The following is a 25,666-nucleotide window of genomic DNA, read 5'->3' on the forward strand; positions in this document are numbered from 1 at the left end:
AACTCCGGTTTCCGCACAGGTTAGGCATTTCCCGGGCGATTTCAAGGTCACTCTGCTTCCGGGCGTGCCGCCGGCGGCTGACTAAAATCAATCCCAATGAAAATTCACCAGCTCTCGGTCAACTACGTCGCCGAGCAGGACCGTATCCTCGTGCGGATCAACACGTCCAGCGCGGAGGAGATCCGCATGTGGCTGACGCGCCGGTTGATGCTCGGCCTCTGGCCGCTGCTGTCCAAGCTGCTGACCAAGCACCTGCTCAAGCTGGAAGCCGCGGGCACCGTGCTCGACACCGCGGACGACGGGCTCAAGAAGATGCTCACCGACTTCCGCAAGGAAGAGTTCCTGCGGCACGCCGATTTCGACACGCCCTACCAGGAGGAACGGGTGACCCTTCCGCTGGGCGAGGAGCCCCTGCTCGTCACGGACGTCGACGCTTCGCCGCAGCCGAGCGGGCGCCTGCGGCTCACGTTCAACGAGAAGCCGCCCAACGCGGACAAGCCCCGCAACTTCCAGATGGAGCTGGAACCCAAGCTCATGCAGGGCCTCATGCACCTGCTGGAGCAGGCCCTGGGGCGCTCGCAGTGGCGCGAGCCTTTCGGCACGCCCGTGGCCCTGGAAGAAGGCGCCGCGGAGGACGAGGACGCGACCTCGACCGGCCGCAAGCCCCGCTACCTGAACTAGGCCTTCGCCTTCAGCGCGAACCCGGCGATGTGCTTGTACTCGTCGGACATGCGCCGCAGCTCTTCCTGGCTGATGAGGTCGTCGATGTGGCGGAACGGCTGGCCGCCCGAGAGCTCGTCCACGCGCGTATTGATGAAATCCGGCGGCACGGTGCGGTTCGTCTCCACGATCCGCGAGGTCACCGGCAGCCGCAACTTCTCATAGGCCAGCAGCGCGGCCGGCACGTCGGCCGCGGACCCGAGCTGTTCCGCCAGGGTGCGCGCGTCGATGATCGCCTGCGCCGAGCCATTGGAGCCGCGCGGGTACATCGGGTGCGCCGCGTCGCCCAGCAGCGTCACGCGGCCGAAGGTCCAGCGGGACACGGGGTCCTTGTCGACCATCGGGTACTCGAAGATGGAAGCGGCGCCGCGGATCAGGGCCGGCACGTCGAGCCAGTCGAAGCGCCAGTCCTGGAAGATCCCCAGGAAATCGTCCAGGTTGCCCGGCTTGTTCCAGTCGTTCTTCGGCGCGCCCTCGCGGCGGATTTCCGCGACCCAGTTGACGAGCTGGCCGCCCTGGCCGTCGACGTTGTCGGCGATCGGGTAGATCACCATCTTGCCCGTCTCGATGGAGCCGATGCGCAGGTAGCTCTTGCCGCTGAGGATGGGCTTGTGCACAGTCACGCCGCGCCACGTGTTGATCCCCGCGAACGCGAGGCCTTCCCCGGGATAGAACTGGCGGCGCACGGCCGAATTGACGCCGTCGCAGGCGACGACCACCTCGGCGGAGACAGGGGCGAGCGCGCGGCCCGATGCGTCCTGGAACCTGGCGGTCGCGCCGCGTTCGTCCTGGTCGACGCCGACACAGCGGTGATCGAGGTGCACGCGATCGGCGCCGAGGCGCTCGAGCACCGCGTCGTACAGCACGCGGTGAAGCTTGCCGCGATGCAGCCCGATCTCGGGCGTGTCGTAGCCCGCATGGCGTCCGCGCGCCTCGCGGAAGATGAACTGGCCGAAGCGGTTGAAGAACACGCTTTCCAGGTTTTCGATACCCGCCGCTTCGAGCTGCGGCTGCAGCCCGAGCGCCGCGAGCTCCCGCATCGCATGCGGCAGCAGGGTGATCCCCACGCCGATCTCGCGGACTTCGGCCACGGCTTCGTACACCTCGCAAGCCTGGCCCTGGCGATGCAGCGACAGGGCCAGGGCGAGCCCGCCGATGCCTCCGCCGATGATCGCTACCTTCATTGCGCGGTGATCCCCTGCGCCTTGATGAGGCGCTCCCACCGCTGCGCGTCCTGCGCGACCAGCCTGCGGAATTCCTCCGGCGTGCTGGACGCGGGATCCATCCCCTGCGTCTCGAAGGCCGTGCGGATCTCGGGCGTCGCCAGGATCTCCTTGATGTCGCGGTTGAGCTGCGCCACGAGGTCCGCCGACGTGCCGGGCGGCGCGAAGATGCCGTACCACATGTCCACGTCGACATTGCCGGCCCTGGCCTCGGCGAGCGTGGGCACCTGCGGCAGCAACGGGTGGCGCTTCGCGCTGCCGATGCCCAATGCCACGAGCTTGCCGGCCTTGATCTGCGGCAGCGCGACGTGGATCGGCAGGAACATCACGTCGATCTGGCCGCCCAGCAGGTCGGTGACGGCTTGCGCGGTGCCCCGGTAGGGGATGTGCGTGAGGAAGACGCCCGCCGTCGACTTGAACAGCTCCATCGAGAGGTGGTGGGGCGTTCCCACGCCGGGACTCGCATAGTTGATGGCGCCGGGCTTTCGCTTCGCCGCGGAGACCAGGTCGCCGGCGGTCCTGAAGCCCGATTTGGAGCTCGCGACCAGGAGGAGCTGTCCCCAGCTGGTGAGCGAGACGGGCACCAGGTCCTTCACCGGGTCGAACGGCAGTTGGGGATAGAGGCTGCGGTTCATCACGAGCGTGTTGACGCTGACCAGCAGGGTCGTGCCGTTGGGCGCGGCGTGCACCACGGCTTCCGTTCCGATGTTGCCCGAGGCGCCGGCGCGGTTGTCCACCACCACGGGGCGCCCGAGGCGCTCCGCGAGTCTCGGGCCAACGGTGCGCGCGATCAGGTCGATGCCCGTGCCGGGCGTGAAGGGAACGATGAGACGCAGCGGCGCCTGGCTGGGGGCCGCGGCGGGCGATTGGGCGCTGGCGGCGAAGGCGGCCAGGGCGGAAAACGCGAGCACGGCCATGCGCGCGAGGAGAGCAGGCATGGATGTTTCCGTGAGAAGTTTGTATGCTAACCATTATCCCGGCCGGCCGGGAAGGCACAATCCATGGATTCCCTAGACCGCGAACGACCGTGACCGCCCTCGCCGCCCCCCTGCCCGCCAGCCTCTCGCGCCTCTATGCGCGACCGGGCTTCCTCCTGCGCCGCGCGCACCAGATCTCCGCCGCGGTGTTCGAAGACGAATGCCGGGAGCTCGGCCTGACGCCGGCGCAGTTCGGCGTGCTCACGATCCTGCGGTCGCACCCGGGCATGGGCCAGTCCAGCCTGGCGCGCGCGCTGGGTTTCGACAAGGTGACCGTGCTGCGTGTGCTGCGGGGGCTGGAAACGCGCGGTCTCGTGTCGCGGGCGCCCGCCCCCGACAACAAGCGCAACGTGTCGGTCGCGCTCACGGCCGAAGGCGCCGCCGTGCTGACGCGGGCGCAGAAGCCCGCGGAACGCGCCTACAAGCGGCTGCTGGCGCCGCTGGACAAGGAGCAGCAGGCGCAGCTCGTGGCCTTGCTGCAACTCCTCACCGGCGAACTCGAGGACGACGCGCGCGCGGCTTTCGTCCCCCCGGGGCGCAAGAACGGCTGATCAGGCGTTCTTGCCGCCGGCGATTCCCCAACGCGCCAGCGCCGCGTCATCGGCGACGCGCGCATCGACCCAGCGCGCGCCGGCCGGCGTCTGCTCCTTCTTCCAGAACGGCGCCTGCGTCTTGAGGTAGTCCATCAGGAACTCGCAGGCCTGGAAGCTCTGCCCGCGATGCGCGGAGGTGACGGCGACCAGCACGATCTGGTCGAGCGGCTGCAGCAGGCCGACCCGATGGATCACGCGCACGCCGTACACGTCGAACCGCGCGCAAGCCTCGTCGATCATGGCTTCGATCGACTTCTCCGTCATGCCGGGATAGTGTTCCAGCTCCATCGAGCTGACGGAGGCGCCGTCGTTGCGGTCTCGCACCGTACCGACGAAGGCGCACACGGCGCCGACGCGTTTGTCCGCGAGGCGCAGGGCAGCGATCTCGTCCGAAACGTCGAAGTCCTGCGGCTGGATCGAAACGCGCGATGCCATGTCAGCCACCCGTGACGGGAGGAAAGAACGCGACTTCGCCGCCGTCGCGCAGTGGCGCGGTCTCGTCGCTCATCACCTGGTCGATCGCGACCCGCACGGACTTGCCCCGCGCGAGTGCGGACGCATATGCACCACCGCGGGCAATCAGCTCGTCGCGCAGCGCGCCGAGCGATGCCGCCGAAGTTTCCACCGCTTCGGCGCCGGTGCCGATGGCCTCGCGCACCGCGGCAAAGTACTTCACCGTGAGCTTCATGCAAGCAGCTCCGCGAGTGGAATGAACGAGACCCTGTCGCCCCTGGCGATGGTGCGGCCGGGCGGGTTGTCGACGAGGCCGTCGGCCCAGGCGGCCGATGTCAGCACGCCGGAGCTCTGGTTCGGGAACAGGTCCAGCGTGCCTTGCGCATTGCGCCGCACGCGCAGGAACTCGCGGCGCTTGTCGGCCCGTGGCCAGTCGAAATCCGCAGCCAGCTGCGAGGCCACCGGCGCGAGCACCGTGGCACCCTGCAGCTTCAACAGGAAGGGGCGCACCAGCAGCAGGAAGGTGACGAAGCTCGACACGGGGTTGCCCGGCAGGCCCATGAAATGCGCCGCGCCCACCTGCCCGTAGGCGAAGGGTTTGCCGGGCTTGATCGCGATCTGCCAGAGGTCGAGCTTGCCGAGTTGCTCCACCGCCGGCTTGATGTGGTCCTCTTCGCCCACGGAGACGCCGCCGCTGGTGAGGATCAGGTCGTTGTCGGCGGACGCGTCGTGCAGCGCCGCGACCGTTGCATCCCGGCGGTCAGGCACGATGCCGAAGTCACGCACCTCGCAACCGAGGCGGCGCAGCATCGCGCTCAGGAAGAAACGGTTCGAGTTGTAGATCGCGCCGGGCTTCATCCGCTCGGGCGGGACCTCGCCGGGCATCACCAACTCATCGCCCGTGGAAAAGAGCGCGACACGCGGGCGGCGCGCCACCTGCAGTTCGGCCATGCCGATGCTCGCCGCCAGGCCGACCGCTGCCGCCGAGAGCCTTTCACCGCGCGCCAGCACCACGGCACCGAGGCGCACGTCTTCGCCGCTGCGCCGGATCCACTGGGCCATGGCCGGAACACGCAGGATCCGGACGGCGCCCTCGCCCGCCGGCTCGGTGTCTTCCTGCATGACCACCGCGTCCGCGCCCGGGGGAATCGAGGCGCCCGTGAAAATGCGTGCTGCGCTGCCGGCGGACAGCGGCTGCGCCGGCGCGCCGGCCGGGATGCGCTGGCTCACGGGGAGCACGACGCCTGCGTCGCCCACGTCCGCGCAGCGTACCGCATAGCCGTCCATCGAACTGTTGTCCTGCGGGGGCACCTGCAAGGCAGACACGAGGTCCGCCGCCAGCACACGGCCCTCGGCGTCGAAGGTGGCCACCTGCTGCGTGTCCTCGAGCACGCGCGCATGCGCCAGCAATTCCGCCAGCGCATCGTCCAGCGGGCGCAATGCAGGGCGAGGTGCGTTCACGTGTACATCCCGGACTGGTAGTCGAACCGGTCCTGATTCTCGACGAGCCAGTCGGCCACCGCATCGGCGTCGTTCAAATCCAGCACCGGCCTCAGGGTGGCCTGCGGCATCGCACCGGGCGAGTCCGTTGCGATGGCGACGACGAAGTCGTCGTCGTCATAGAGCACCGGCTGGCCGCTCGCGGCACGCCAGACCTCGATCTTGGGCAGGTTGCTCTCCTTGAAGCCTTCGACCAGGACCCAGTCGACGCCCTCGTACAGCTCGGCGATGAGGTGATGCACGGAGAGTTGCGCCGGCCGCTCGAATTCACGCATCAGCGCGAGGCGCCTGTCCGAGGCCACGACCACTTCGAAGGCGCCGGCTTCGCGATGGCGCCACGTGTCCTTGCCGGGATGGTCGATGTCGAACTTGTGGTGCGCATGCTTGACCACCGACACGCGCAACCCGCGCAGCTTGAGCGCCGGGATCAGTCGCTCGACCAGCGTGGTCTTGCCAGACCCGGAAAATCCCGCGAAGCCGATGGCCTTCATGCCGGCCTTTCAGGCGCAGTGCCGGACGATGAAGGCCTTGACCGCTTCCGCGTCCGCGGGCATCACGGTGACCCGGCGCGGCAGGGCTTCGATGCCATTGAATTTCGCGGGCCGTTCGGGCTCGCGGCCCAGGGCTTCGACGATGCTCTGCGCGAACTTGATGGGCAGCGCGGTCTCCAGGACGATCATGGGGATGCCGGGGCGGACATGTTCGCGGGCCACCTTGACGCCGTCGGCGGTGTGGGTGTCGATGACCGTGCCCGAACGTTCGGACACGCTGCGGATCGTCGCGATGCGGTCCGCGTGCGTGCTCTTGCCGCTCGCGAAGCCATAACGCGCCTTTACTTCCCGGAATGCGGGCTCGGCGCCCAGGTCGAAACGGCCGCTGCGTTGAAGTTCCTCGCCGAACAGCGACTTCACGCGCGCGCCGTCGCGCCCCAGCAGGTCGAACACGAAGCGCTCGAAATTGCTCGCCTTGCTGATGTCCATCGAGGGACTGGAGGTCTCGTGCGTGTCCGCCGCCGCCCGCACCCGGTACACGCCGGTGCGGAAGAACTCGTCGAGCACGTCGTTCTCGTTCGTGGCCAGCACCAGCTGGTCGATGGGCAGGCCCATCATGCGCGCGACGTGGCCGGCGCAGATGTTGCCGAAATTGCCCGAGGGCACGGTGAAGCTGACCTTGTCCGAGTGGGCCTGGAAGTATCCCGCGAAGTAGTACACCACCTGCGCGACCAGCCGCGCCCAGTTGATGGAGTTGACGGTGCCGATGCGCCAGCGGCGCTTGAAATCGAGGTCGTTCGACACGGCCTTCACGATGTCCTGGCAATCGTCGAACACGCCCGCGATGGCGATGTTGTGGATGTTGGCGTCCTGCAGGCTGAACATCTGCGCCTGCTGGAACGGACTCATGCGGCCCTCCGGAGAGGTCATGAACACGCGAACGCCCTTCTTGCCGCGCATCGCGTACTCCGCCGCGCTGCCCGTGTCGCCCGAGGTGGCGCCCAGGATGTTGAGCTCTTCGCCGCGGCGCGCCAGTTCGTACTCGAAGAGGTTGCCCAGCAGCTGCATGGCCATGTCCTTGAAGGCGAGCGTCGGGCCGTTCGACAGGCCCTCCAGCAGCAGGCCGTCGTGCAGCTTGCGAAGGGGCACGATCGCCCGCGTGCCGAAGACTTCCTCGGTGTACGTCTTGCGGCAGATCGCGCGCAGGTCCTCCGCGGGAATGTCGTCGATGTAGAGCGACAGGATCTCGAAGGCGAGGTCCGCGTAGGGAAGCGTTCGCCACTTCGCGAGCGTCGCGGCGTCGACCTGCGGGTAGCGCTCGGGCAGGTACAGGCCTCCATCAGGCGCCAGGCCCTCGAGCAGGATTTCGCAGAAATGCTTGCGGGCCGGATCGCCGCGCGTCGACAGGTAGAGCATCGATTCAGGCCCGCCCTAATGGGCAGGCTCCCAGGGATTGATGAGTGCCACGCCCGTGTCAGAGAAGTGGCGTGTGTTGCGCGTGACCAGGCCCAAACCGTGGACCGTGGCCGTGGCTGCCATGAGGATGTCCAGGTCGTCCTGGGGACGGCCGATCATGCGCAGGGATGCCTTGAGCCGCCCGAAGGTCGTCCACACCGGTTCATCCGTGACCAGCGTGCGGCTGGAGAAGCGCTGCTGCAGCTCACCCGCCCAACGCTGCAGGCCGTTGCGACGCGCGCCATGCGGCAGGCTTTCGATCCCGAAGGCGATCTCTCCCAAGGTCACGGCGGCGAGGCGGCAGCCGTTCACGTGCGCCGACAGCCACTCGCGAAGACGCGCGTCCGGCACGGGTTTCGCCAGTTCCGAAACGACGCAGGTGTCCAGCAGCCAGCGCGCAGCCATTCACTCGTCCCCGAAAAGGGGCCTGCGCCGATTGCGGCGCGGCATGCGAGGCAAGCCTTCGTCTAGCCCCGACTTCGGGATCGATACGAGGAACTCCAGGAAATCGTCATCGCTGTCCGCCGCGTCCGGTGGGGCGTCGGCCGCCACGACTTTGACGACCGGCTTCCCATGGCGCGTGATGATCTGGGGACCCTCGTCGAGGGCCCGATCCATCAGTTCGCTCAGGCGGCTCTTCGCCTCTTGCACTTGCCAGACCGCAGCCATGGTGGGGTTGTCCTTATGGTCAGAATAATGGACATTCTAACCAGAATTGTCAGGCAAGTTCTTCTTTGCGGATGCGCACGATAGGGGCCAGCACCGTGGGCAGGGCCTGCATTTTCGCGAGGATCTCGTTCATCGTGCCTTCGCGAACGTTGTGCGTGAGGATGATGAGGTCGGTCTGGGTGGCACCGGCGCCGCCGAGCTCCTGTGCCTGCCTCTGCAGCATCGCGTCGATGCTGATGCCCGCGCCTGCGAGCAGTCCCGTGACCTGCGCGAGCACACCCGCCTGGTCCGCCACGCGCAGGCGCAGGTAGTAACTCGTCACGACGTCCGCCATGGGCAGGACGACGGCATCGCTCATCTGGTCCGGCTGGAACGCCAGGTGCGGCACGCGGTTCGCGGCGTCCACCGTATGCAGCCGCGTGATGTCCACCAGGTCCGCGATCACCGCGCTGGCCGTCGGCTCGCTGCCCGCACCCTTGCCGTAGTACATGGTGGTGCCGACGGCATCGCCTTGGACTACAACCGCATTCATCGCACCCTCGACGTTGGCGATGAGGCGCTTGGCGGGCACCAGCGACGGATGCACGCGCAGCTCCACGCCCTTGGACGTTCGCTTCGTGATGCCCAGCAGCTTGATGCGGTAGCCCAGCTGTTCCGCGTAGCGGATATCCTGCGCGCCCAGCTTCGTGATGCCTTCGACATAGGCCTTGTCGAACTGCACGGGGATGCCGAATGCGATGGCCGACATGATGGTGGCCTTGTGCGCGGCGTCCACGCCTTCGATGTCGAAGGTCGGGTCCGCCTCGGCGTAGCCCAGGCGCTGCGCGTCCTTCAAGGCCACGTCGAAGTCGAGACCCTTGTCGCGCATCTCGGACAGGATGAAATTGGTGGTGCCGTTGATGATCCCGGCGATCCACTCGATGCTGTTGGCCGTGAGGCCTTCGCGCAACGCCTTGATGATCGGGATGCCGCCCGCCACAGCCGCCTCGAAGGCGACCATCACGCCGCGGCGATGCGCGGCGGCGAAGATTTCGGTGCCGTGCACGGCGAGCAATGCCTTGTTGGCGGTGACCACATGCTTGCCGGCCTCGATCGCCTCCATCACCAGCTGCCGCGCGATGCCGTAGCCGCCGATCAGCTCGATGACGATGTCGATGTCGGGATTCGCGATGACGGCGCGTGCGTCGTTCACGACCTTCACATCCGGGCCGACGAGGGACTGCGCGCGGGCCGTGTCGAGGTCGGCCACCATGGTGATCTCGATCCCCCGGCCGGCGCGGCGCTTGATTTCCGCCTGGTTGCGCTGGAGAACGTTGTAGACGCCGGTGCCGACGGTTCCGATGCCGAGCAGGCCTGCCTGGATAGCTTTCATTGCGAGTGACGTTTGCGGTAGTTTTCTAGGAATTTGGCGATGCGGTTGACGGCTTCGCGCAGGTCGTCTTCGTGCGGCAGGAAGACGATGCGGAAGTGGTCGGGTGTCGCCCAGTTGAAGCCGGTGCCCTGCACCAGCATCACACGCGTCTCCTGCAGCAATTCCAGGAAGAACTGGCGGTCGTCCTCGATGGGGTAGACCTTCGGGTCGAGCTTCGGGAACATGTACAGCGCAGCAGAGGGCTTCACGCACGTCACGCCAGGGATCGCGGTGATGAGTTCGTAGGCGAGGTCGCGCTGGCGGCGCAGGCGACCGCCTTCGGCCACGAGTTCGTTGATGCTCTGGTAGCCCCCGAGCGCCGTCTGTATCGCCCACTGGCCGGGCACGTTCGCGCACAGCCGCATGTTCGACAGCATGTTCAGGCCCTCGATGTAGTCGGCGGCATTGCGCTTGTCCCCGGACACCACCATCCATCCCGCGCGGTAGCCGCAGGAGCGGTAGCTCTTGGACAGCGAGTTGAAGGTGAGGGTCAGCACGTCTTCGGACAGGCTGGCGATCGCGGTGTGCTTCGCGCCGTCGTAGAGGACCTTGTCGTAGACCTCGTCCGCAAAGATCACGAGGTTGTGCTCGCGCGCGATGTCCACGATGCCCTGGAGCAATTCGTCCGAATACAGCGCGCCAGTCGGGTTGTTGGGGTTGATGACCACGATGCCTTTGGTGGCCGGGGTGATCTTGCGGCGGATGTCGTCCAGGTCCGGCATCCAGCCGTTCGCCTCCTCGCAGAGGTAATGCACCGGTTTGCCGCCCGACAACGTGCTGGTGGCCGTCCACAGCGGATAGTCGGGCGCGGGCAGCAGCAGCTCGTCGCCGTTGTCCAACAGCGCGTTCGTGGCCATGGCGATAAGTTCGCTCGCGCCGTTGCCGAGGTAGATGTCGTCGAGGGTGACGCCCTTGATACCCTGCTTCTGCGTCTCGTGCATGACCGCCTTGCGGGCCGCGAAGATTCCCTTGCTGTCGGAGTAGCCGGCCGAGTTGGGCAGGTTGCGCGCCATGTCCTGCTGGATCTCTTCGGGCGCATCGAAACCGAACACGGCCAGGTTGCCGATGTTGAGCTTGATGATCTTGTGCCCTTCCTCTTCCATCTGCCGGGCCGCATCCATGATGGGACCCCGGATGTCGTAGAGGACGTTGGCCAGCTTCGCGGATTTCTGGACGGTTTTCAAATGCCCCTCCAAGGCGTTTTTCTCAGGGTGAATCCTATAATTTGACCACAGTTCCGCTCTTTTTTAGTGCAGCGCAGCAATACCCAGGACCGCACCGCCCATGAAGCTGCAACCCGACAAATCCACCGTCCAGACCATCACGGGCCACGGCCCCGGCTGGATCGGCGTCGATGGGGAAAAGATCACATCGAGCGTCATCGTGAGTTCGGGCGGCACGCGTATCGCCTGGCCCGTGGGGAGCTTCGATGCACTGGAGCCCGGGCATTTCGCGGCGCTCGCCCAGGTGGACGCGGAGATCGTGATCTTCGGCAGTGGCGCGCGCATCCGCTTTCCCCGGCCGGCGTGGCTGGCGCCCCTGATCGAGCGCCGGATCGGCGTCGAGACCATGGACACGCCGGCCGCGTGCCGGACCTACAACATCCTGGCTCAGGAAGGGCGCAACGTCGCGGTGGCCCTGCTGGTCGAACAGCCCGTGTGAGGGCGCGCTCCCGCGGGAGCGGTTTCAGGGTAAAATTGGAGGTTGCAACGGGGCGCCCAGTCCCCATCTGTAGCAACGAGCATTCCTGTCACACGAGAAACAAAATCCATGGCGATCGTTGTCAACAAACCCATCCCCGAATTTGAAGCAAACGCCACGGGCGGCCTCAAGGTCACGAACACCTCGCACAACGGCAATGTGCTCGTACTGTACTTCTATCCGAAGGACAACACGCCCGGCTGCACGACCGAAGCCATGCAGTTCCGCGACAAGTACAAGGATTTCGTGAAGGCCGGCGCCGAAGTCTTCGGCGTGTCGCGCGACAACATGAAGTCCCACGACGAGTTCAAGACCAAGCTCGAGCTGCCGTTCGAGCTCATCGCGGACACCGAGGAAAAGATGTGCCACATGTTCGGCGTGGTCAAGAACAAGATCATGTACGGCAAGAAGGTCAAGGGCATCGAGCGCAGCACTTTCCTCATCGGCGCGGACGGCGTGCTGAAGCAGGAATGGCGCGGCCTGAAGGTGCCCGGCCACGTCGACGAAGTGCTGAAGGCCGTCAAGCTCCTCAAGAAGGCTGCCTGACGTTTTGTAGCAACATGCGCGGGTGGCGGGTTGAAGGGCGACACCTTCTGTGCATAATGAATTCATGCCGTTGACCCTGGCGCCCAGCGCCATCACCGCAAACGCAGACAAAGCCGCCGGGCTCGCCAGGCGGCTTTTTCGCTTTTTGAACCGCTTTTCGTCTCTCTTTTTGCCTTTCTTCTCCGGGAATCACCTACCTTATGCCCCTGCCTCCCGCCCCCACCAAGCGCGCCGCCATGCTTGCCCCGGACGCATACGACGCCCCGGCCCGCTCCCTGCACAAGGCTTCGCGAAAATCGGAGGTCACGGCGCTCGACAGCCCGCTGCCTGAGAAGCCGCAGGCCATGGATTTCGATCCCCGCTCGGGCGGCGGTGAAGCACATCCGGAAGCGTTCAAGGCACCCGCGGACGCCGACCTCGAGCATGGGGAGCCGGTCCACCCCTCCAAACGCCGGTCGGAACCCGCTCCCAAGCCGGCCCGCAAGCCGAAATCCACCGGTCCGAAAAAGCTGTTCGTGCTCGACACCAACGTGCTGATGCACGACCCAATGAGCCTGTTCCGCTTCGAGGAACACGACATCTTCCTTCCCATGATCGTCCTGGAAGAACTGGACGGCCACAAGAAGGGCATGACGGAGGTCGCGCGCAATGCGCGTCAGGCCAGCCGTACGCTCGACGCGCTCGCGGGGGCACAGGGCGCGGACATCGCGAGCGGCCTGAAGCTGGACACCACGGGGCACCGGGAAGCCGGCGGCTGCCTCTTCTTCCAGACCAAGCCGCTCGCCAGCCAGCTGCCCTTGGGGCTGCCGCAGGGCAAGGCGGACAACCAGATCCTGGGCGTGGTGCAGGCCCTGCGGGAAGAGCGTGCGCCGCGCGAGGTCGTGCTGGTGTCCAAGGACATCAACATGCGGGTCAAGGCCCGCGCGCTGGGTCTCGCGACCGACGACTACCAGAACGACAAGACGCTCGACGACCTCGACCTGCTCTATTCGGGCGCCCTTGCCCTGCCCCCGGACTTCTGGACCAAGCACGGCAAGACGATCGAGAGCTGGCAGAGCGGACAGCACACGTTCTACCGGATCACCGGACCCATCGTGCCGAGCCTGTTGATCAACCAGTTCGTGTACTTCGAGTCGCCCGGCGAGCCGAGCCTGTACGCGCGCGTCACCGAAATCCGCGCGAAGACCGCGGTGCTCAAGACGCTGAAGGACTACGGCCACCTGAAGAACTCCGTGTGGGGCGTGACGACGCGCAACCGCGAGCAGAACTTCGCGATGAACCTGCTGATGGACCCGGAAATCGACTTCGTGACGCTGACCGGCACGGCCGGCACCGGCAAGACACTGATGGCGCTCGCGTCCGGCCTCACGCAGGTGCTGGACGACCGCCGCTACACCGAGATCATCATGACCCGCGCGACGGTGAGCGTGGGCGAGGACATCGGCTTCCTGCCCGGGACGGAAGAAGAAAAGATGGGCCCGTGGATGGGCGCGCTCGACGACAACCTCGAGGTGCTTGCCAAGACCGAGACCAGCGCCGGCGAATGGGGACGTGCCGCAACGAACGAGCTGATCCGCAGCCGCATCAAGATCAAGAGCATGAACTTCATGCGCGGCCGCACGTTCCTGAACAAGTACGTGATCATCGACGAGGCGCAGAACCTGACGCCCAAGCAGATGAAGACGCTGATCACGCGCGCGGGCCCGGGCACCAAGATCATCTGCATGGGCAACCTCGCCCAGATCGACACACCCTACCTCACCGAGGGCTCGTCGGGCCTCACCTTCGCGGTGGACAAGTTCAAAGGCTGGCCGCACAGCGGGCACATCACCCTGGCGCGCGGCGAGAGGTCGAGGCTCGCGGACTTCGCGAGCGAAGTGCTCTAGAAATCGTTGCCTGACGCGAGCGATTCGAAGCGCGTCATTTCCTTCATGAAAGCGAGCTTGACGGTCCCGGTGGGGCCGTTTCGCTGCTTGCTGATGATGATCTCGGCGACGCCGGGCTCCTTGGAGTCCTTGTTGTAGTAGTCGTCGCGGTAGATGAACATGATCACGTCCGCGTCCTGCTCGATCGCCCCCGATTCGCGCAGGTCGCTCATCATGGGCCGTTTGTCGGTACGCGACTCCACGCCGCGCGACAGCTGAGACAGCGCGATCACGGGACACTGCAGTTCCTTGGCGAGCATCTTCAGGCCGCGCGAGATTTCACCGACGGCCGTGGCGCGGTTCTCGTCGTTCATGCTGGCCGAGGTGCTCATGAGCTGCAGGTAGTCGACCACGATCAGGCCGAGCTTGCCGCACTGGCGCGAGAGGCGGCGCGCATTGGCGCGCAGCTCGCTCGTCGTGAGGCCGGGTGTCTCGTCGATGTGCAGCGAGATGTTGCGCAGCTTCTCGATCGCCTCGGTGAGCCGCGGCCACTCGGAGTCCGTGAGCTTGCCGGTACGCAGGTGCATCTGGTCGATACGGCCGATCGAGCCGACGATACGCACCGCGAGTTGCGAAGCGCCCATTTCCATGGAGAACACGGCGACGGGCAGGCCCTCGTTCAGTGCGACGTGCTCGGCGATGTTGATCGCAAGCGCCGTCTTGCCCATCGAAGGCCGCGCCGCGAGCACGATCATGTCGCCCGCCTGCATGCCGGAAGTCATGCGGTCGAGATCGTAGAAGCCGGTGGGCACGCCCGTGATGTCGTTCGGGTTGTCCGCCATCTCCTGCACGCGATCGAGCAGCTGCACGACCAGGCTGTCCATGCCCTGGAAGCCCTGCTTCATCCGCGAGCCTTCCTCGCCGATGTTGAAGATCTTCTGCTCGGCTTCGTCCAGGATCTTGTCGACGGCCTTGCCTTGCGTGTTGAAGGCCGCGGTGGCGATTTCATCGCTCGCGCTCACGAGCTTGCGCAGGATCGAGCGCTCGCGCACGATCTCCGCGTAACGGCGGATGTTGCTGGCGCTCGGCACGTACTGCGCGAGCGAGTTGAGGTATGCGAGGCCCCCGATTTCATCGGCCTTGCCGAGCCCCTGCAGCTGTTCGTAGACGGTGATGACGTCTGCGGGCTTCGTGGCATTGATCAGCGTGCCGACGACGCCGTAAATCAGGCGATGCTCGTACCGGTAGAAGTCACCGTCGGTCAGCAGGTCGCCCACGCGATCCCAGGCGCCGTTGTCGAGCAACAGGCCCCCGAGCACGCTCGATTCCGCCTCGATGGAGTGCGGCGGGACCCGCAGCTGGGCGACCTGGTGGTCGCGCGAAAAGTCGTCGTCGAGGGAAGAAAGTACTGCGGACATCGTGAAGGGTGCGGAGGCGATGGGAGATGCTACGCGGCGCGCCGGGGACGGTCAAAGCGCGCGGTGCGCAACTGTGTGGAGAGGTATGTGGATAAGTGGTGCTTATCCGTGTATAGCCACTGGAAAAGAAAACGCCGCCCGAAGGCGGCGTTTGGGTGGAGGCTCAGACGAGGCGGCTTATGCCGTTTCGCCGTACACCGTGACAGTAATGTCCACCACCACGTCCGTGTGCAGCTGCACGCTGACAGTGCTGTCGCCGACGGTCTTGATCGGGCCGTTGGGCATGCGCACCTGGGCCTTCGCGACCTTGTAGCCTTGCTTGTTCAGCTCTTCGGCGATGTCGTAGTTGGTGACGGAGCCGAACAGGCGGCCGTCCACACCCGCCTTTTGCGTCAGCTTGACGGTCGTGCCGCCGAGCTTTTCGCCCTGGGCCTGCGATTCCGCGAGCTTGGCGGCCGCAGCCTTTTCGAGCTCGGCGCGCCTGGCCTCGAATTCGGCCTTGTTGGCAGCAGTCGCGCGGCGTGCGCGGCCTTGCGGGATCAGGAAGTTGCGGGCGTAGCCGTCCTTGACCTTGGCGATCTCGCCGAGTTCGCCGACGTTCGGAACCTTCTCGAGCAGAATGATTTGCATGTGCTTCGCTCCTTAGATGCGGTGCTGGTCCGTGTACGGGACCAGGGCCAGGAAGCGGGCACGCTTGATGGCGGTGTTGAGTTGGCGCTGGTAGATCGCGCGCGTGCCGGTCAGGCGGGCGGGGATGATCTTGCCGTTTTCGGCGATGAAGTCGCGCAGGGTGTCGACGTCCTTGTAGTCGATTTCCTCGACGCCGGCGACGGTGAAGCGGCAAAAGCGCTTGCGCTTGAACAGCAGCGACTGGGTGTTGCGCTTCGGACGCTTGTCCTTGTTGAATTTCTTGAACGTGGCCATGTGGACCTCTAAAAATTAATCTTGCTGAAATGACTGGATGTGGAGCACCGGATGCTTGCCGTTGCGCGGTGTCGCCAGGAATCCCGTGAACCTCCAGGGGCTGCCGATGGGCTGCCGGACCATCGTCTCGGCTACTGCGCCAAAAGCCACCGCCTTGATCGCCGCCTTCACCTGCCGGGCCTGGCCTGCTTCCATGAGTTCGGACTCGTGTTCGAGCCTCAAATCCAGGGCGGGCAATCCAGCCGGGGTGTATCGCAGGGCCGAAGCTTCGGCGATACGGGCACTCAGGACGATCTGGTTCACTCCCTGTCGATCCGCGCCTTGCGGCAGCTTACGACTGGTACTCCGCCTGCTGGGCCTTGCGGGCCTCTTCGCGCTCGACGGTCTTCATCATCGACGACGGGCCGGTATCGGCCTTCTTGCGAACCACGGTGAGGTGGCGCAGGACGGCGTCGTTGAAGCGGAACGCGTGCTCCAGCTCAGCCATGACGGGCTGGTCGGCTTCGATGTTCACGCACAGGTAATGGGCCTTGGCGAGCTTGTTGATCTGGTAGGCCAGCTGGCGGCGGCCCCAGTCTTCCACGCGGTGCACCTTGCCGCCGCCGGCGGTGATCATGCCCTTGTAGCGCTCCAGCATGGCCGGAACCTGTTCGCTCTGATCCGGATGGATCAGCAAGATGATTTCATAGTGACGCATAAGACTCCTTGTGGATTGAAGCTACCCGCAGCGTCTGTCTGGCGGTGTAGCAAGGGGAAAGCCCATGATTATAGCAAGGCGCGCCCTGCCCTGCCATGGAGCCGGCTCAGCGGTCGTTCAGGGCGTTGTCCAGCGGCTGGTACTTTTCGGGTCCGACAGCATCCCGGATGCGCGGGGCGACTTCCAGCAGTTGCTCGTAGCTGGTAGCCCCTTCCACGGCCAGGTTCAGCCGGAAGCCGCGCAGCCCCAGCGCAGCCGTGAGCCTGGTGGCGATCGGATAGGCCTCGGCATAACGTTCCTGGGGTGTCCGGCGCTTGTGCTGCTCCGCCGCCGCGGCCTGGGCGCTCGCGGCATCCGCTTCGGCGGCGGTCTCCTGCGGCGCCGCGTCCACCAGCAGCCCCAGTTCGACCAGCTTGTCGATGTCCTCGCGCGACACGCCCACGGGGGCCGTGGCCTTCAGGATGTCCTCGAGCGTGCGCTTGCCGTCGAACAGGATGAATGCGGACCGCTGCCGTGGCGTGAGCGGCACGGACCGGTCCTTCATGACCCTGTGGCCTGCCTCCGTCTTGACCATGAGCATGTGGAACTCCCCTTGCTGACTACGCCCGCAGCTTGCTCGCGCGGCCCGCGCGTCGCATCCGGGTTTATCCAGAGCATTTACAAAAAAAAGGGCCCGCTGCTCCAGCGGGCCCTTTCCAGCAAGCTACGGGGGCGAAATCAGTCGCGCGCGTAGATATCGACGTCCTTCGTTTCCTTGATGAAGAGCGTGCCGATGATGAAGGTCATGGTCGCGACGATCACCGGGTACCAGAGGCCGTAGTAGATGTCGCCCGTCGCCGCCACCATGGCGAACGCCGTCGTCGGCAACAGCCCGCCGAACCAGCCATTGCCCACGTGGTAGGGCAGGCTCATGGACGTGTAGCGGATGCGCGTCGGGAACAGCTCGACCAGCATGGCCGCGATCGGGCCGTAGACCATCGTCACCAGGATCACGAGGAAGACGAGGAGCAGCAGCACCATGCCCTTGTTCATCTTGTCGGGCGAGGCCACGGTGGTGAGGCCGGCGGCCTTCGCCGAATCCCCCACCGCCTTCTTGAAGTCCGCGATGGCCTTGCCGCTCTCCGGAGAGAAGCCGTGGCGCTCCGCATTGAGCGTGGCGGTCGGGGCGGGCATGACCTTGTCGCCGATGGTCACGGTCGCCGGCGAACCCGGTGCGCCTGCCTTGTTCTCGTACGGGATGTAGGAGGTGGTCAGCGTGCGCTTGGCGATGTCGCAGGACGAGGTGAAGTCGATTTCACGCGCGATCGGGCTGCCCTGGAACGAGCACTGGGCCGGATCGGCGGTCACGGTCACCTTGGCCGTCTGCTGCGCCTGCAGCAGGGCCGGATTGGCGTACTTCAGGATCATCGGGAACACGCTGAAATACGTGAGCGCCGCGATCAGGCAGCCGGCCATGATGATCGGTTTGCGGCCGATCTTGTCCGAAAGCGTCCCGAAGATCACGAAGAACGGCGTGCCGATCAGGAGCGATGCCGCGATGAACAGGTTGGCCGTCGTGACGTCCACCTTGGCGATCGTCGTCATGAAGAACAGCGCGTAGAACTGGCCGCAGTACCAGACGACGGCCTGGCCGGCGGTCAGGCCGAGCAGCGCCAGGATCACGATCTTCAGGTTGCGCCATTCGCCGAAGGATTCGGCCAGCGGCGCCTTGGACGTCTTGCCCTCGGCCTTCATCTTCTGGAAGGCGGGCGACTCGGCCAGGCTCAGGCGGATCCACACCGACACGCCCAGCAGGACGATGGAGACGAGGAACGGGATGCGCCAGCCCCAGTCGTTGAAGTCCTTCGTGCCCATGGCTTCGCGCACGCCCAGGATCACCAACAGCGACAGGAACAGGCCGAGCGTCGCGGTCGTCTGGATCCACGACGTGTACGCGCCCCGTTTGCCGCGCGGCGCGTGTTCGGCCACATAAGTGGCGGCGCCGCCGTATTCACCGCCGAGCGCCAGGCCCTGCAGCAGGCGCAACGCGATGAGGATCACGGGCGCCGCGATGCCGATGGCCTTGTAGCCCGGCAGCAAGCCGACGATGAAGGTCGATGCGCCCATGATGAGGATGGTCACCAGGAACGTGTACTTGCGGCCGATCATGTCGCCCAGCCGGCCGAAGAAGATCGCGCCGAACGGCCGTACCAGGAAGCCTGCCGCGAAGGCCAGCAGCGCGAAGATGTACGCGGAGGTGGGGTCGAGTCCCGAGAAGAACTGCCCCGCGATGATGCCCGCGAGCGAGCCGTACAGGTAGAAGTCGTACCACTCGAATACGGTGCCGAGCGAAGACGCGAAGATGACTTTTCGCTCCTCCTTGCTCATCGGTGGCGCGGCCGTATTGGCGCCGCTCATTGCCGTCGCAGTTGCCATGATGTCTCCTGTGGTTGTTTCTGGCCGGGCCAGTGTTCTCATCCGGTCTGACACCACGCTGACGCGCGCTGCGCTTGCGGGCAAACGCGCTCAGGGTATTCCCTAGAGTCGTGCGGGTTTCGCCACAGTGGGGCCGGGGCTGCGCACGCGCGTGAGCGCGCTGGTGACGGCCGCTGCGGCGAAGCCGAGCGGAACGCCGAACACCGCCGCGGAGATCGGCTGGATGCCGAACCAGAGGTCCTGCCCGGGACCCATGGCGAAGAAGGCGCGCACCGGCGGTGCGTTGACGAGCATGTAGTACACGGTGACGCCCAGGCCGCACAGCATGCCGGCGACAGCGCCCTTTCGCGTGGTGCCGGGCCAGAAGATGCCGAGCACCATCACGGGCACGAAGGCGGAGGCCGCGAGTGAAAACGAGGCCGCGACGAGCGGCAGGATCTCCGCGGGCTTGAGCGAAGCGACGGCCGCGGCGACCAGCGCCACCGCGAGCAACGCGAATTTCGAGAGGATCACCCGCTCTTCCGGCGTGACGCGGTGGTTGATCTCGTGCGAATACACGTCGCGCACCATGGCGTTGCTGATCGTGAGCAGCAGCCCGTCCGCGGTGGAAAGCGCTGCTGCCAGCCCGCCGGCCGCGACGAGGCCCGAGATCACATAGGGCAATCCGCCGAGCTCGGGCGTGGCGAGCATGATCATGTCGGCACCCAGGCGGATCTCGCCCCACTGGAGGATGCGGTCCCCGTTGACGTCGGCGACGGAGATGATGCTCGGGTCGACCTTCGCCCATTGCGCGATCCATGGGGGCAGCGCGTCGAAGCTGCTTCCGACCAGGTTGTTCATCACCTCGAACTTGACCAGCACCGCGAGCGCCGGGGCGCTCAGGTAGACGAGCGCGATGAAGAAGATCGACCACGCCACCGACGAGCGCGCCTCCGCCACCGTCGGTGTCGTGTAGTAGCGTGTCAGCAGATGCGGCAGGCCGGCCGTTCCCACCATCAGGCAGAACATGAGTGCCAGGAAATTGCGGCGCGAGAGCGTGAAGGCATCCTGCTCCTGCGGCGTCCCCTCGGGATCGCCCATGAAGGGCTGGCTGTGCGGCGGAAGTCCCCCCAGCGGCTTCGCGCGTTCGTAGTTCTCGTTCATCGCGCGCACCCAGCGGTCGCGCGCCGTCGCCGCGTCCTGCGGCATGGATGCCAGCTCGCGGTTGGCCCGCACGATCAGCGCGGAATCCGCGCCCTGCGCCTTGAGGGAGCGGATGCGTTCCTGCGCCGCGGCGCGCTCCCGTCGCAGCGCCCCCTCGACATCGCGCAAACGCTCCTCGTATTCCTTCGCCTGCTTCTGGAAAACGGCCGCCACCTGCTTTTCCGCCGGATCGTCCATGAGCTTGCGCTCGAGCTCGGAGATCTTCTGCAACTGCGTCCCGTAGACGACCGGCGCTGCCGGATTTCCGAGTTGCTTGTATGCCAGCCAGGACACCGGGATCAGGAAGGCCAGCAGCAGGATGATGTACTGGGCCACCTGCGTCCATGTGATCGCGCGCATGCCGCCGAGGAAGGAGCACAGGAGGACGCCCCCGAGCCCGAGCAGGATGCCGATCTCGAACTGCACGCCGGTGAGGCGCGAGGCGATGAGGCCGATGCCATAGATCTGCGCGACGACGTAGGTGAAGGAGCACAGCATCGCCGCGAAGGCCGCGATGACGCGCGGCCAGCGCCCGCCGAAGCGCACGCTGAAATAGTCCGGGACCGTGTAGAGATTGAGCTTGCGCAGGTGCGGCGCGATCAGCAGCGCGACCAGGCAAAAGCCCCCCGTCCATCCGAGCACGTACGCGAGGCCGCCCGCCTGCGCTTCGGTGCCGGCGAATCCCTGCAGGTACAGCCCGCCCGCCATGCTGATGAACGAAGCCGCGCTCATCCAGTCCGCCGCCGCTGCCATGCCGTTGTACATCGCCGGGATCCGGCGGCCGGCAACGTAGTACTCGTCGGGATCGGTCGTGCGGCCGTAGATGCCGATGGCCGCGTACATCATCACCGACGCGAACATGAAGATGGGGCCGATCCAGAAACGCGAGAGGCCCCGACGCTCCGCCCACCCCATCAGCAGCAGGAACGCCAGCAGGCACACCACGTAGACGCCGACGGTGCGATGCAGGCGGCGTTTGTAGGCCTGGTAGAAGGCGGAGTCAGCCATCGACGGCCCCGTCGCCGGGCAGTTCGGCGTCCTGCGGCGCGAGCCGCTTCATCACCGCCGCGTAGAGGACGATGATGGCCAGGAAGACCAGCACCGCGCCCTGCGCCGCCATCCAGTATTCGAAGGGCCAGCCCGCGACGACGAACTGCAGGTCGCGCGCGAAGAAGGGGAAGCCGAAGGCCACCAACGCCCAAAGGAGCAGCAGGCCGGCCTTCAGCGCAAGGACGCGGGGGTCGTGCTTTTCCTGTACCTCGGGGTCGCCCATCGCGCGATCATCGCACCGCCGGCACGGCGAGCCCCTAGGTATTTGCTAGGAGCGCCTTGCCAGTTGCTGCCAGGTCGCGATGACGCTGTCGGGATTCAGCGAGATCGACGTGATGCCCTGGTCGGCGAGCCACTGGGCGAAGTCCGGATGGTCGCTCGGCCCCTGCCCGCAGATGCCCACGTACTTGCCCTTGGACACGCAGGCCGTGATGGCCCTGGACAGCATCGCCTTGACCGCGGGGTCGCGCTCGTCGAAGTCGGCGGCCAGCAGTTCCAGCCCGGAGTCGCGGTCCAGCCCGAGTGTCAGCTGCGTGAGGTCGTTGGAGCCGATCGAGAAGCCGTCGAAGTATTCGAGGAATTCATCGGCAAGGATCGCGTTGCTCGGTACCTCGCACATCATGATCACCTTGAGGTCATCCTGGCCGCGCTTGAGGCCCTGCTGCGCGAGCAGCTGGGTGACGCGGTCGGCCTGGCCGAGCGTGCGCACGAACGGCACCATCACCTGCACGTTCGACAGGCCCATGTCGCGGCGCACGCGCACCAGCGCCTCGCATTCCATCGCGAATGCCTCGCGGAATTCGTTGCTGATGTAGCGTGCGGCGCCCCGGAAGCCGAGCATCGGGTTCTCCTCCTCCGGCTCGTAGCGCGAACCGCCGATCAGCTTGCGGTATTCGTTCGACTTGAAGTCCGACAGCCGAACGATCACCGGCTTCGGCCAGAAGGCCGCGGCGATGGTGGCAATGCCTTCGGCCACCTTGTCGACATAGAAGGCCCGCGGCGACGCATGCCCGCGCGCCACCGACTCGACCGCCTTCTTCAGGTCCGCGTCGACGTTCGGGTAGTCGAGGATGGCCTTCGGGTGCACGCCGATGTTGTTGTTGATGATGAATTCCAGCCGGGCCAGGCCCACGCCGTCGTTGGGCAGCTGCGCGAAATCGAACGCAAGCTGCGGGTTGCCCACGTTCATCGTCATCTTCACAGCGATCTCGGGCATCACGCCCCGCTGCACCTCCGTCACCTCGGTCTCGAGCAGGCCGTCGTAGATGAAGCCCGTATCGCCCTCGGCGCAGCTCACGGTGACGAGCGTGCCGTCCTTGAGCTTGTCCGTCGCATCGCCGCATCCCACCACCGCCGGGATGCCGAGTTCGCGCGCGATGATGGCGGCGTGGCAGGTGCGACCGCCGCGGTTCGTGACGATCGCGCTCGCGCGCTTCATGACGGGTTCCCAGTTGGGGTCGGTCATGTCCGTGACCAGCACATCGCCCGCCTGCACCTTGTCCATCTCGCTGATGCTGTGCACGAGCCGGACCGGCCCGGTCCCGATCTTCTGGCCGATGGCGCGGCCCTCGGCGAGCACGCTGCTCTTGCCCTTGAGCTTGTAGCGCAGCTCCGCCTTGCCCTGCTGCTGGCTCTTCACGGTCTCGGGTCGAGCCTGCAGGATGTAGAGCTGGCCGTCGTTGCCGTCCTTGCCCCACTCGATGTCCATGGCGCGGCCGTAGTGCTTCTCGATCACGAGCGCGTAGCGCGCGAGCTGCTCGACGTCCGCGTCGGTGAGCGAGAAGCGATTGCGCTGCTCGAGCGGCACATCGACGGTCTTCACGAGCTTGCCGGAGGCGGCCTTCTCCTCGCTGCCCGCGAACACCATCTGCAGCAGCTTGGACCCGAGGTTGCGGCGGATCACCGCACGCTTGCCCGCTTCGAGCATCGGCTTGTGCACGTAGAACTCGTCCGGGTTGACGGCGCCCTGCACCACCGTTTCGCCCAGGCCGTAGCTGGAGGTGATGAAGACGACCTGGTCGAATCCCGATTCGGTGTCGATCGTGAACATGACGCCGGCCGCGCCGAGGTCGCTTCGAACCATGCGCTGCACGCCCGCGGAAAGCGCGACCTCGGAATGCGAAAAGCCCTTGTGCACGCGATAGCTGATCGCGCGGTCGTTATACAGCGACGCGAAGACTTCCTTCATCTTGTGCAGCACCGACTCGATGCCGACCACATTGAGGAAGGTCTCCTGCTGCCCGGCGAAGGAGGCGTCGGGAAGGTCCTCGGCCGTCGCTGAGGACCGCACGGCGAAACTCGCCTGCGGGTTGCCTTCCGACAACCTGGCGAATGCTTCGGTGATCGCCTGCTGCAGGTTTGCGGGAAATGGCTGCGCCTCCACCCAGCCGCGAATCTCGGCGCCCGCGGCGGCGAGAGCGCGCACGTCCTCGGTGTCGAGTTCGGTCAGCTTGGCATTGATTCGCTGGGCGAGGCCGTCGTGCGCGAGGAACTCGCGGAACGCATGCGCCGTGGTGGCGAAGCCGGTCGGCACGCGCACGCCCTGGGGCAGCTGGGAGATCATCTCGCCGAGGCTTGCGTTCTTGCCGCCCACCGCCTCGACGTCGGTCATTCTCAGGTTCTCAAACGGAACGACCAGGGCGGTCGCGCTGAACAGTGCAGACATGGGAAAACTCCAGAAGTTGAAACCGGGTCTGCGCTCGAGCGGAGCGTCTTCCCATGCGGGCGCGACAGGCTTTGTGCTTGTTCGAATGGGCGGTGGCGCGGCATGGGGATGGGAATCGGATAATTGGCGCAATTGTAGGCCGCGCACGCGTCGCCGCGGCCGTGATTAGTCTGAAAGCATCATGTGACCACCCTGCACACCCGCACCGTGTTTTTCGTCTCCGACGGCACCGGCATCACGGCCGAGACTTTCGGCAACGCCATCCTCGCGCAGTTCGAATTCAAACCCCGCCACGTGCGCATGCCCTTCATCGACAGCGTGGACAAGGCCCACCAGGTGGTGCGGCAGGTCAACCACACCGCCGAGCTGGAGGGACGCAAGCCCGTGGTCTTCACCACGCTGGTGAACGTGGAAATCCTCAAGGTCATCGAGGAAGGCTGCAAGGGCATGTTGCTGGACATGTTCGGCACCTTCGTGCGGCCGCTCGAAATCGAACTCGGCATGAAGTCGTCGCATCGCATCGGGCGCTTCTCGGACGTGAGCAAGAGCAAGGAGTACCACGACCGGATCGAGGCGATCAACTACAGCCTGGCGCACGACGACGGCCAGTCCAACCGCGACCTGGAGCAGGCCGACGTGATCCTGGTCGGCGTGAGCCGCAGCGGCAAGACGCCGACGTCGCTCTACCTCGCCATGCAGCACGGCCTCAAGGCAGCGAACTATCCGCTCATCCCCGACGACTTCGAACGCCAGCAGCTGCCGCCGGCCCTGGTGCCGCATCGCAAGAAGATCTTCGGCCTCACCATCCAGCCGGAACGGCTGAGGGAGATCCGCAACGAGCGGCGGCCCGACTCCAGGTATGCCGCGCTGGACAACTGCCGAATGGAAGTCGCCGAAGCCGAGGCCATGATGCGGCGCGCCGGCATCCGCTGGCTGAGCACGACCACCAAGTCGATCGAAGAGATTGCGACCACGATCCTTCAGGAGATCCGGCCCGAGCGGCTGGAGTACTGAGGCCCCCTCATAGGCAGGGCCTAAAGGGCCCATTGGGCCAATGAATTGGCTCCGCGGCGCCGGCGTCCCTATGATCATAGCCATACGCAATCAACCACAACTCCCCAAGAGAGGAAATCTATGTCACTCATCAATACCGCCGTCGCTCCCTTCCAGGCAACCGCCTACCACCAGGGCAAGTTCGTCCCGGTGACCGAGGAAAACTTCAAGGGAAAGTGGTCCGTCGTGGTGTTCTACCCCGCCGACTTCACCTTTGTGTGCCCCACCGAACTGGGCGACCTGGCCGATCACTACGACGAGTTCAAGCGCCTGGGCGTCGAGGTCTACGGTGTGTCCACGGACACGCACTTCACGCACAAGGCCTGGCACGACACGTCGGACACCATCCGCAAGGTTCAGTACCCGCTCGTGGGTGACCCCAACCACCAGCTGGCGCGCTTCTTCCAGGTCCTGATCACCGAAGGCGAGGACGCCGGGCTGGCGCTGCGCGGCACGTTCGTGATCGACCCCGAAGGCCGCATCAGGACGATCGAGGTGCACGACAACGGCATCGGCCGCGATGCGACGGAAACGCTGCGCCGCGTGAAGGCCGCGCAGTACATCGCCGCCCACCCCGGCGAGGTGTGCCCCGCCAAGTGGAGCGAAGGCGCGCAGACCCTGTCGCCGTCGTTGGACCTCGTCGGCAAGATCTGAGGAC

Annotated in this window: 28 protein-coding genes; 7 read left to right on the forward strand and 21 right to left on the reverse strand. The window is 65.9% G+C overall.

Annotation, left to right across the window (positions count from 1 at the left end; translation table 11 throughout):
- The first annotated feature begins 96 nt into the window (after positions 1–96).
- A complete protein-coding gene (locus I5803_RS04555; RefSeq protein WP_196985215.1) occupies positions 97–681 on the forward strand; it encodes a hypothetical protein in 585 nt (194 codons plus the stop codon).
- On the opposite strand, the gene I5803_RS04560 is transcribed toward I5803_RS04555, so the two are convergent.
- A complete protein-coding gene (locus I5803_RS04560; protein WP_196985216.1) occupies positions 678–1,904 on the reverse strand; it encodes a flavin-dependent oxidoreductase in 1,227 nt (408 codons plus the stop codon). The two genes, I5803_RS04555 and I5803_RS04560, sit on opposite strands and share 4 nt — an antisense overlap.
- The gene (locus I5803_RS04565) at positions 1,901–2,881 is read right to left on the reverse strand and encodes a tripartite tricarboxylate transporter substrate binding protein (protein ID WP_196985217.1); all 981 of its coding nucleotides are present in this window, start codon (positions 2,879–2,881) and stop codon (positions 1,901–1,903) included. The genes I5803_RS04560 and I5803_RS04565 overlap by 4 nt, the downstream gene beginning before the upstream one ends.
- Positions 2,882–2,970: 89 nt before the next feature.
- Here I5803_RS04565 and I5803_RS04570 point away from each other — a divergent pair, with 89 nt between their 5' ends.
- On the forward strand, positions 2,971–3,471 hold the full coding sequence (locus I5803_RS04570) for a MarR family winged helix-turn-helix transcriptional regulator (protein WP_354001620.1): 501 nt from the start codon (positions 2,971–2,973) through the stop codon (positions 3,469–3,471).
- On the opposite strand, the gene moaE is transcribed toward I5803_RS04570, so the two are convergent.
- Genes moaE through I5803_RS04615 form a run of 9 tightly spaced genes read right to left on the reverse strand, consistent with a single transcriptional unit; the run spans position 3,472 to position 10,676 of the window.
- The gene (gene moaE, locus I5803_RS04575) at positions 3,472–3,948 is read right to left on the reverse strand and encodes a molybdopterin synthase catalytic subunit MoaE (RefSeq protein WP_196985219.1); all 477 of its coding nucleotides are present in this window, start codon (positions 3,946–3,948) and stop codon (positions 3,472–3,474) included.
- Position 3,949: 1 nt separating this feature from the next.
- Positions 3,950–4,201, reverse strand: coding sequence for a MoaD/ThiS family protein (locus tag I5803_RS04580; protein WP_196985220.1), 252 nt, complete (start codon positions 4,199–4,201; stop codon positions 3,950–3,952).
- On the reverse strand, positions 4,198–5,427 hold the full coding sequence (locus tag I5803_RS04585; protein ID WP_354001621.1) for a molybdopterin molybdotransferase MoeA: 1,230 nt from the start codon (positions 5,425–5,427) through the stop codon (positions 4,198–4,200). Before I5803_RS04585 ends, I5803_RS04580 begins: the two co-directional genes overlap by 4 nt.
- Positions 5,424–5,957 (reverse strand): molybdopterin-guanine dinucleotide biosynthesis protein B, encoded by a 534-nt coding sequence (gene mobB / locus I5803_RS04590; RefSeq protein ID WP_196985221.1) that lies wholly within the window; start codon positions 5,955–5,957, stop codon positions 5,424–5,426. The genes I5803_RS04585 and mobB overlap by 4 nt, the downstream gene beginning before the upstream one ends.
- A 9-nt stretch (positions 5,958–5,966) precedes the next feature.
- A complete protein-coding gene (gene thrC, locus I5803_RS04595; RefSeq protein WP_196985222.1) occupies positions 5,967–7,373 on the reverse strand; it encodes a threonine synthase in 1,407 nt (468 codons plus the stop codon).
- Between the two features lie 15 nt (positions 7,374–7,388).
- A complete protein-coding gene (locus I5803_RS04600; RefSeq protein ID WP_196985223.1) occupies positions 7,389–7,817 on the reverse strand; it encodes a type II toxin-antitoxin system VapC family toxin in 429 nt (142 codons plus the stop codon).
- Complete coding sequence (locus I5803_RS04605; protein ID WP_196985224.1) at positions 7,818–8,081, reverse strand: type II toxin-antitoxin system Phd/YefM family antitoxin; 264 nt, start codon at positions 8,079–8,081, stop codon at positions 7,818–7,820.
- A gap of 49 nt (positions 8,082–8,130) precedes the next feature.
- Positions 8,131–9,453: a homoserine dehydrogenase gene (locus I5803_RS04610; protein ID WP_196985225.1), complete on the reverse strand. Its 1,323-nt coding sequence runs from the start codon at positions 9,451–9,453 to the stop codon at positions 8,131–8,133.
- Positions 9,450–10,676 (reverse strand): pyridoxal phosphate-dependent aminotransferase, encoded by a 1,227-nt coding sequence (locus tag I5803_RS04615; protein WP_196985226.1) that lies wholly within the window; start codon positions 10,674–10,676, stop codon positions 9,450–9,452. Before I5803_RS04615 ends, I5803_RS04610 begins: the two co-directional genes overlap by 4 nt.
- Positions 10,677–10,776: 100 nt before the next feature.
- Here I5803_RS04615 and I5803_RS04620 point away from each other — a divergent pair, with 100 nt between their 5' ends.
- From I5803_RS04620 to I5803_RS04630, 3 genes are all read left to right on the forward strand, one after another.
- The gene (locus I5803_RS04620; protein ID WP_196985227.1) at positions 10,777–11,154 is read left to right on the forward strand and encodes an Mth938-like domain-containing protein; all 378 of its coding nucleotides are present in this window, start codon (positions 10,777–10,779) and stop codon (positions 11,152–11,154) included.
- A 108-nt stretch (positions 11,155–11,262) separates the two neighbouring features.
- On the forward strand, positions 11,263–11,739 hold the full coding sequence (locus tag I5803_RS04625) for a peroxiredoxin (protein ID WP_196985228.1): 477 nt from the start codon (positions 11,263–11,265) through the stop codon (positions 11,737–11,739).
- A 200-nt stretch (positions 11,740–11,939) separates the two neighbouring features.
- Positions 11,940–13,625: a PhoH family protein gene (locus I5803_RS04630; protein WP_196985229.1), complete on the forward strand. Its 1,686-nt coding sequence runs from the start codon at positions 11,940–11,942 to the stop codon at positions 13,623–13,625.
- Here the strand turns inward: I5803_RS04630 and dnaB are convergent.
- The 10 genes from dnaB to ppsA form a co-directional block, all read right to left on the reverse strand.
- A complete protein-coding gene (gene dnaB / locus I5803_RS04635) occupies positions 13,622–15,022 on the reverse strand; it encodes a replicative DNA helicase (protein WP_196985230.1) in 1,401 nt (466 codons plus the stop codon). The two genes, I5803_RS04630 and dnaB, sit on opposite strands and share 4 nt — an antisense overlap.
- Positions 15,023–15,199: 177 nt before the next feature.
- The gene (gene rplI / locus I5803_RS04640) at positions 15,200–15,652 is read right to left on the reverse strand and encodes a 50S ribosomal protein L9 (RefSeq protein WP_196985231.1); all 453 of its coding nucleotides are present in this window, start codon (positions 15,650–15,652) and stop codon (positions 15,200–15,202) included.
- Positions 15,653–15,664: 12 nt separating this feature from the next.
- Positions 15,665–15,946: a 30S ribosomal protein S18 gene (gene rpsR, locus I5803_RS04645; RefSeq protein ID WP_141512932.1), complete on the reverse strand. Its 282-nt coding sequence runs from the start codon at positions 15,944–15,946 to the stop codon at positions 15,665–15,667.
- 15 nt (positions 15,947–15,961) lie between these two features.
- Positions 15,962–16,249: a primosomal replication protein N gene (gene priB, locus I5803_RS04650; protein ID WP_196985232.1), complete on the reverse strand. Its 288-nt coding sequence runs from the start codon at positions 16,247–16,249 to the stop codon at positions 15,962–15,964.
- Between the two features lie 28 nt (positions 16,250–16,277).
- Positions 16,278–16,643: a 30S ribosomal protein S6 gene (gene rpsF, locus I5803_RS04655; RefSeq protein ID WP_196985233.1), complete on the reverse strand. Its 366-nt coding sequence runs from the start codon at positions 16,641–16,643 to the stop codon at positions 16,278–16,280.
- Between the two features lie 106 nt (positions 16,644–16,749).
- Positions 16,750–17,223 carry a hypothetical protein gene (locus tag I5803_RS04660; protein WP_196985234.1) on the reverse strand — a complete coding sequence of 158 codons (474 nt, stop codon included), beginning with the start codon at positions 17,221–17,223 and terminating at the stop codon, positions 16,750–16,752.
- A gap of 137 nt (positions 17,224–17,360) precedes the next feature.
- The gene (locus I5803_RS04665; protein ID WP_196985235.1) at positions 17,361–19,058 is read right to left on the reverse strand and encodes an MFS transporter; all 1,698 of its coding nucleotides are present in this window, start codon (positions 19,056–19,058) and stop codon (positions 17,361–17,363) included.
- Positions 19,059–19,160: 102 nt separating this feature from the next.
- A complete protein-coding gene (locus I5803_RS04670; protein ID WP_196985236.1) occupies positions 19,161–21,248 on the reverse strand; it encodes a VC_2705 family sodium/solute symporter in 2,088 nt (695 codons plus the stop codon).
- A complete protein-coding gene (locus I5803_RS04675) occupies positions 21,241–21,513 on the reverse strand; it encodes a DUF4212 domain-containing protein (RefSeq protein WP_196985237.1) in 273 nt (90 codons plus the stop codon). The genes I5803_RS04670 and I5803_RS04675 overlap by 8 nt, the downstream gene beginning before the upstream one ends.
- 45 nt (positions 21,514–21,558) lie before the next feature.
- A complete protein-coding gene (ppsA, locus tag I5803_RS04680; RefSeq protein ID WP_196985238.1) occupies positions 21,559–23,955 on the reverse strand; it encodes a phosphoenolpyruvate synthase in 2,397 nt (798 codons plus the stop codon).
- A gap of 192 nt (positions 23,956–24,147) precedes the next feature.
- On the opposite strand from ppsA, the gene ppsR reads away from it, so the two are divergent.
- Together ppsR and ahpC are read left to right on the forward strand one after the other, a co-directional pair.
- The gene (gene ppsR / locus I5803_RS04685; RefSeq protein ID WP_196988456.1) at positions 24,148–24,969 is read left to right on the forward strand and encodes a posphoenolpyruvate synthetase regulatory kinase/phosphorylase PpsR; all 822 of its coding nucleotides are present in this window, start codon (positions 24,148–24,150) and stop codon (positions 24,967–24,969) included.
- A 120-nt stretch (positions 24,970–25,089) separates the two neighbouring features.
- Positions 25,090–25,662 carry an alkyl hydroperoxide reductase subunit C gene (gene ahpC, locus I5803_RS04690; RefSeq protein ID WP_196985239.1) on the forward strand — a complete coding sequence of 191 codons (573 nt, stop codon included), beginning with the start codon at positions 25,090–25,092 and terminating at the stop codon, positions 25,660–25,662.
- Positions 25,663–25,666 lie beyond the last annotated feature (4 nt).

This window comes from Caenimonas aquaedulcis, assembly GCF_015831345.1.
In the GTDB taxonomy this organism is placed as follows: domain Bacteria; phylum Pseudomonadota; class Gammaproteobacteria; order Burkholderiales; family Burkholderiaceae_C; genus Ramlibacter; species Ramlibacter aquaedulcis.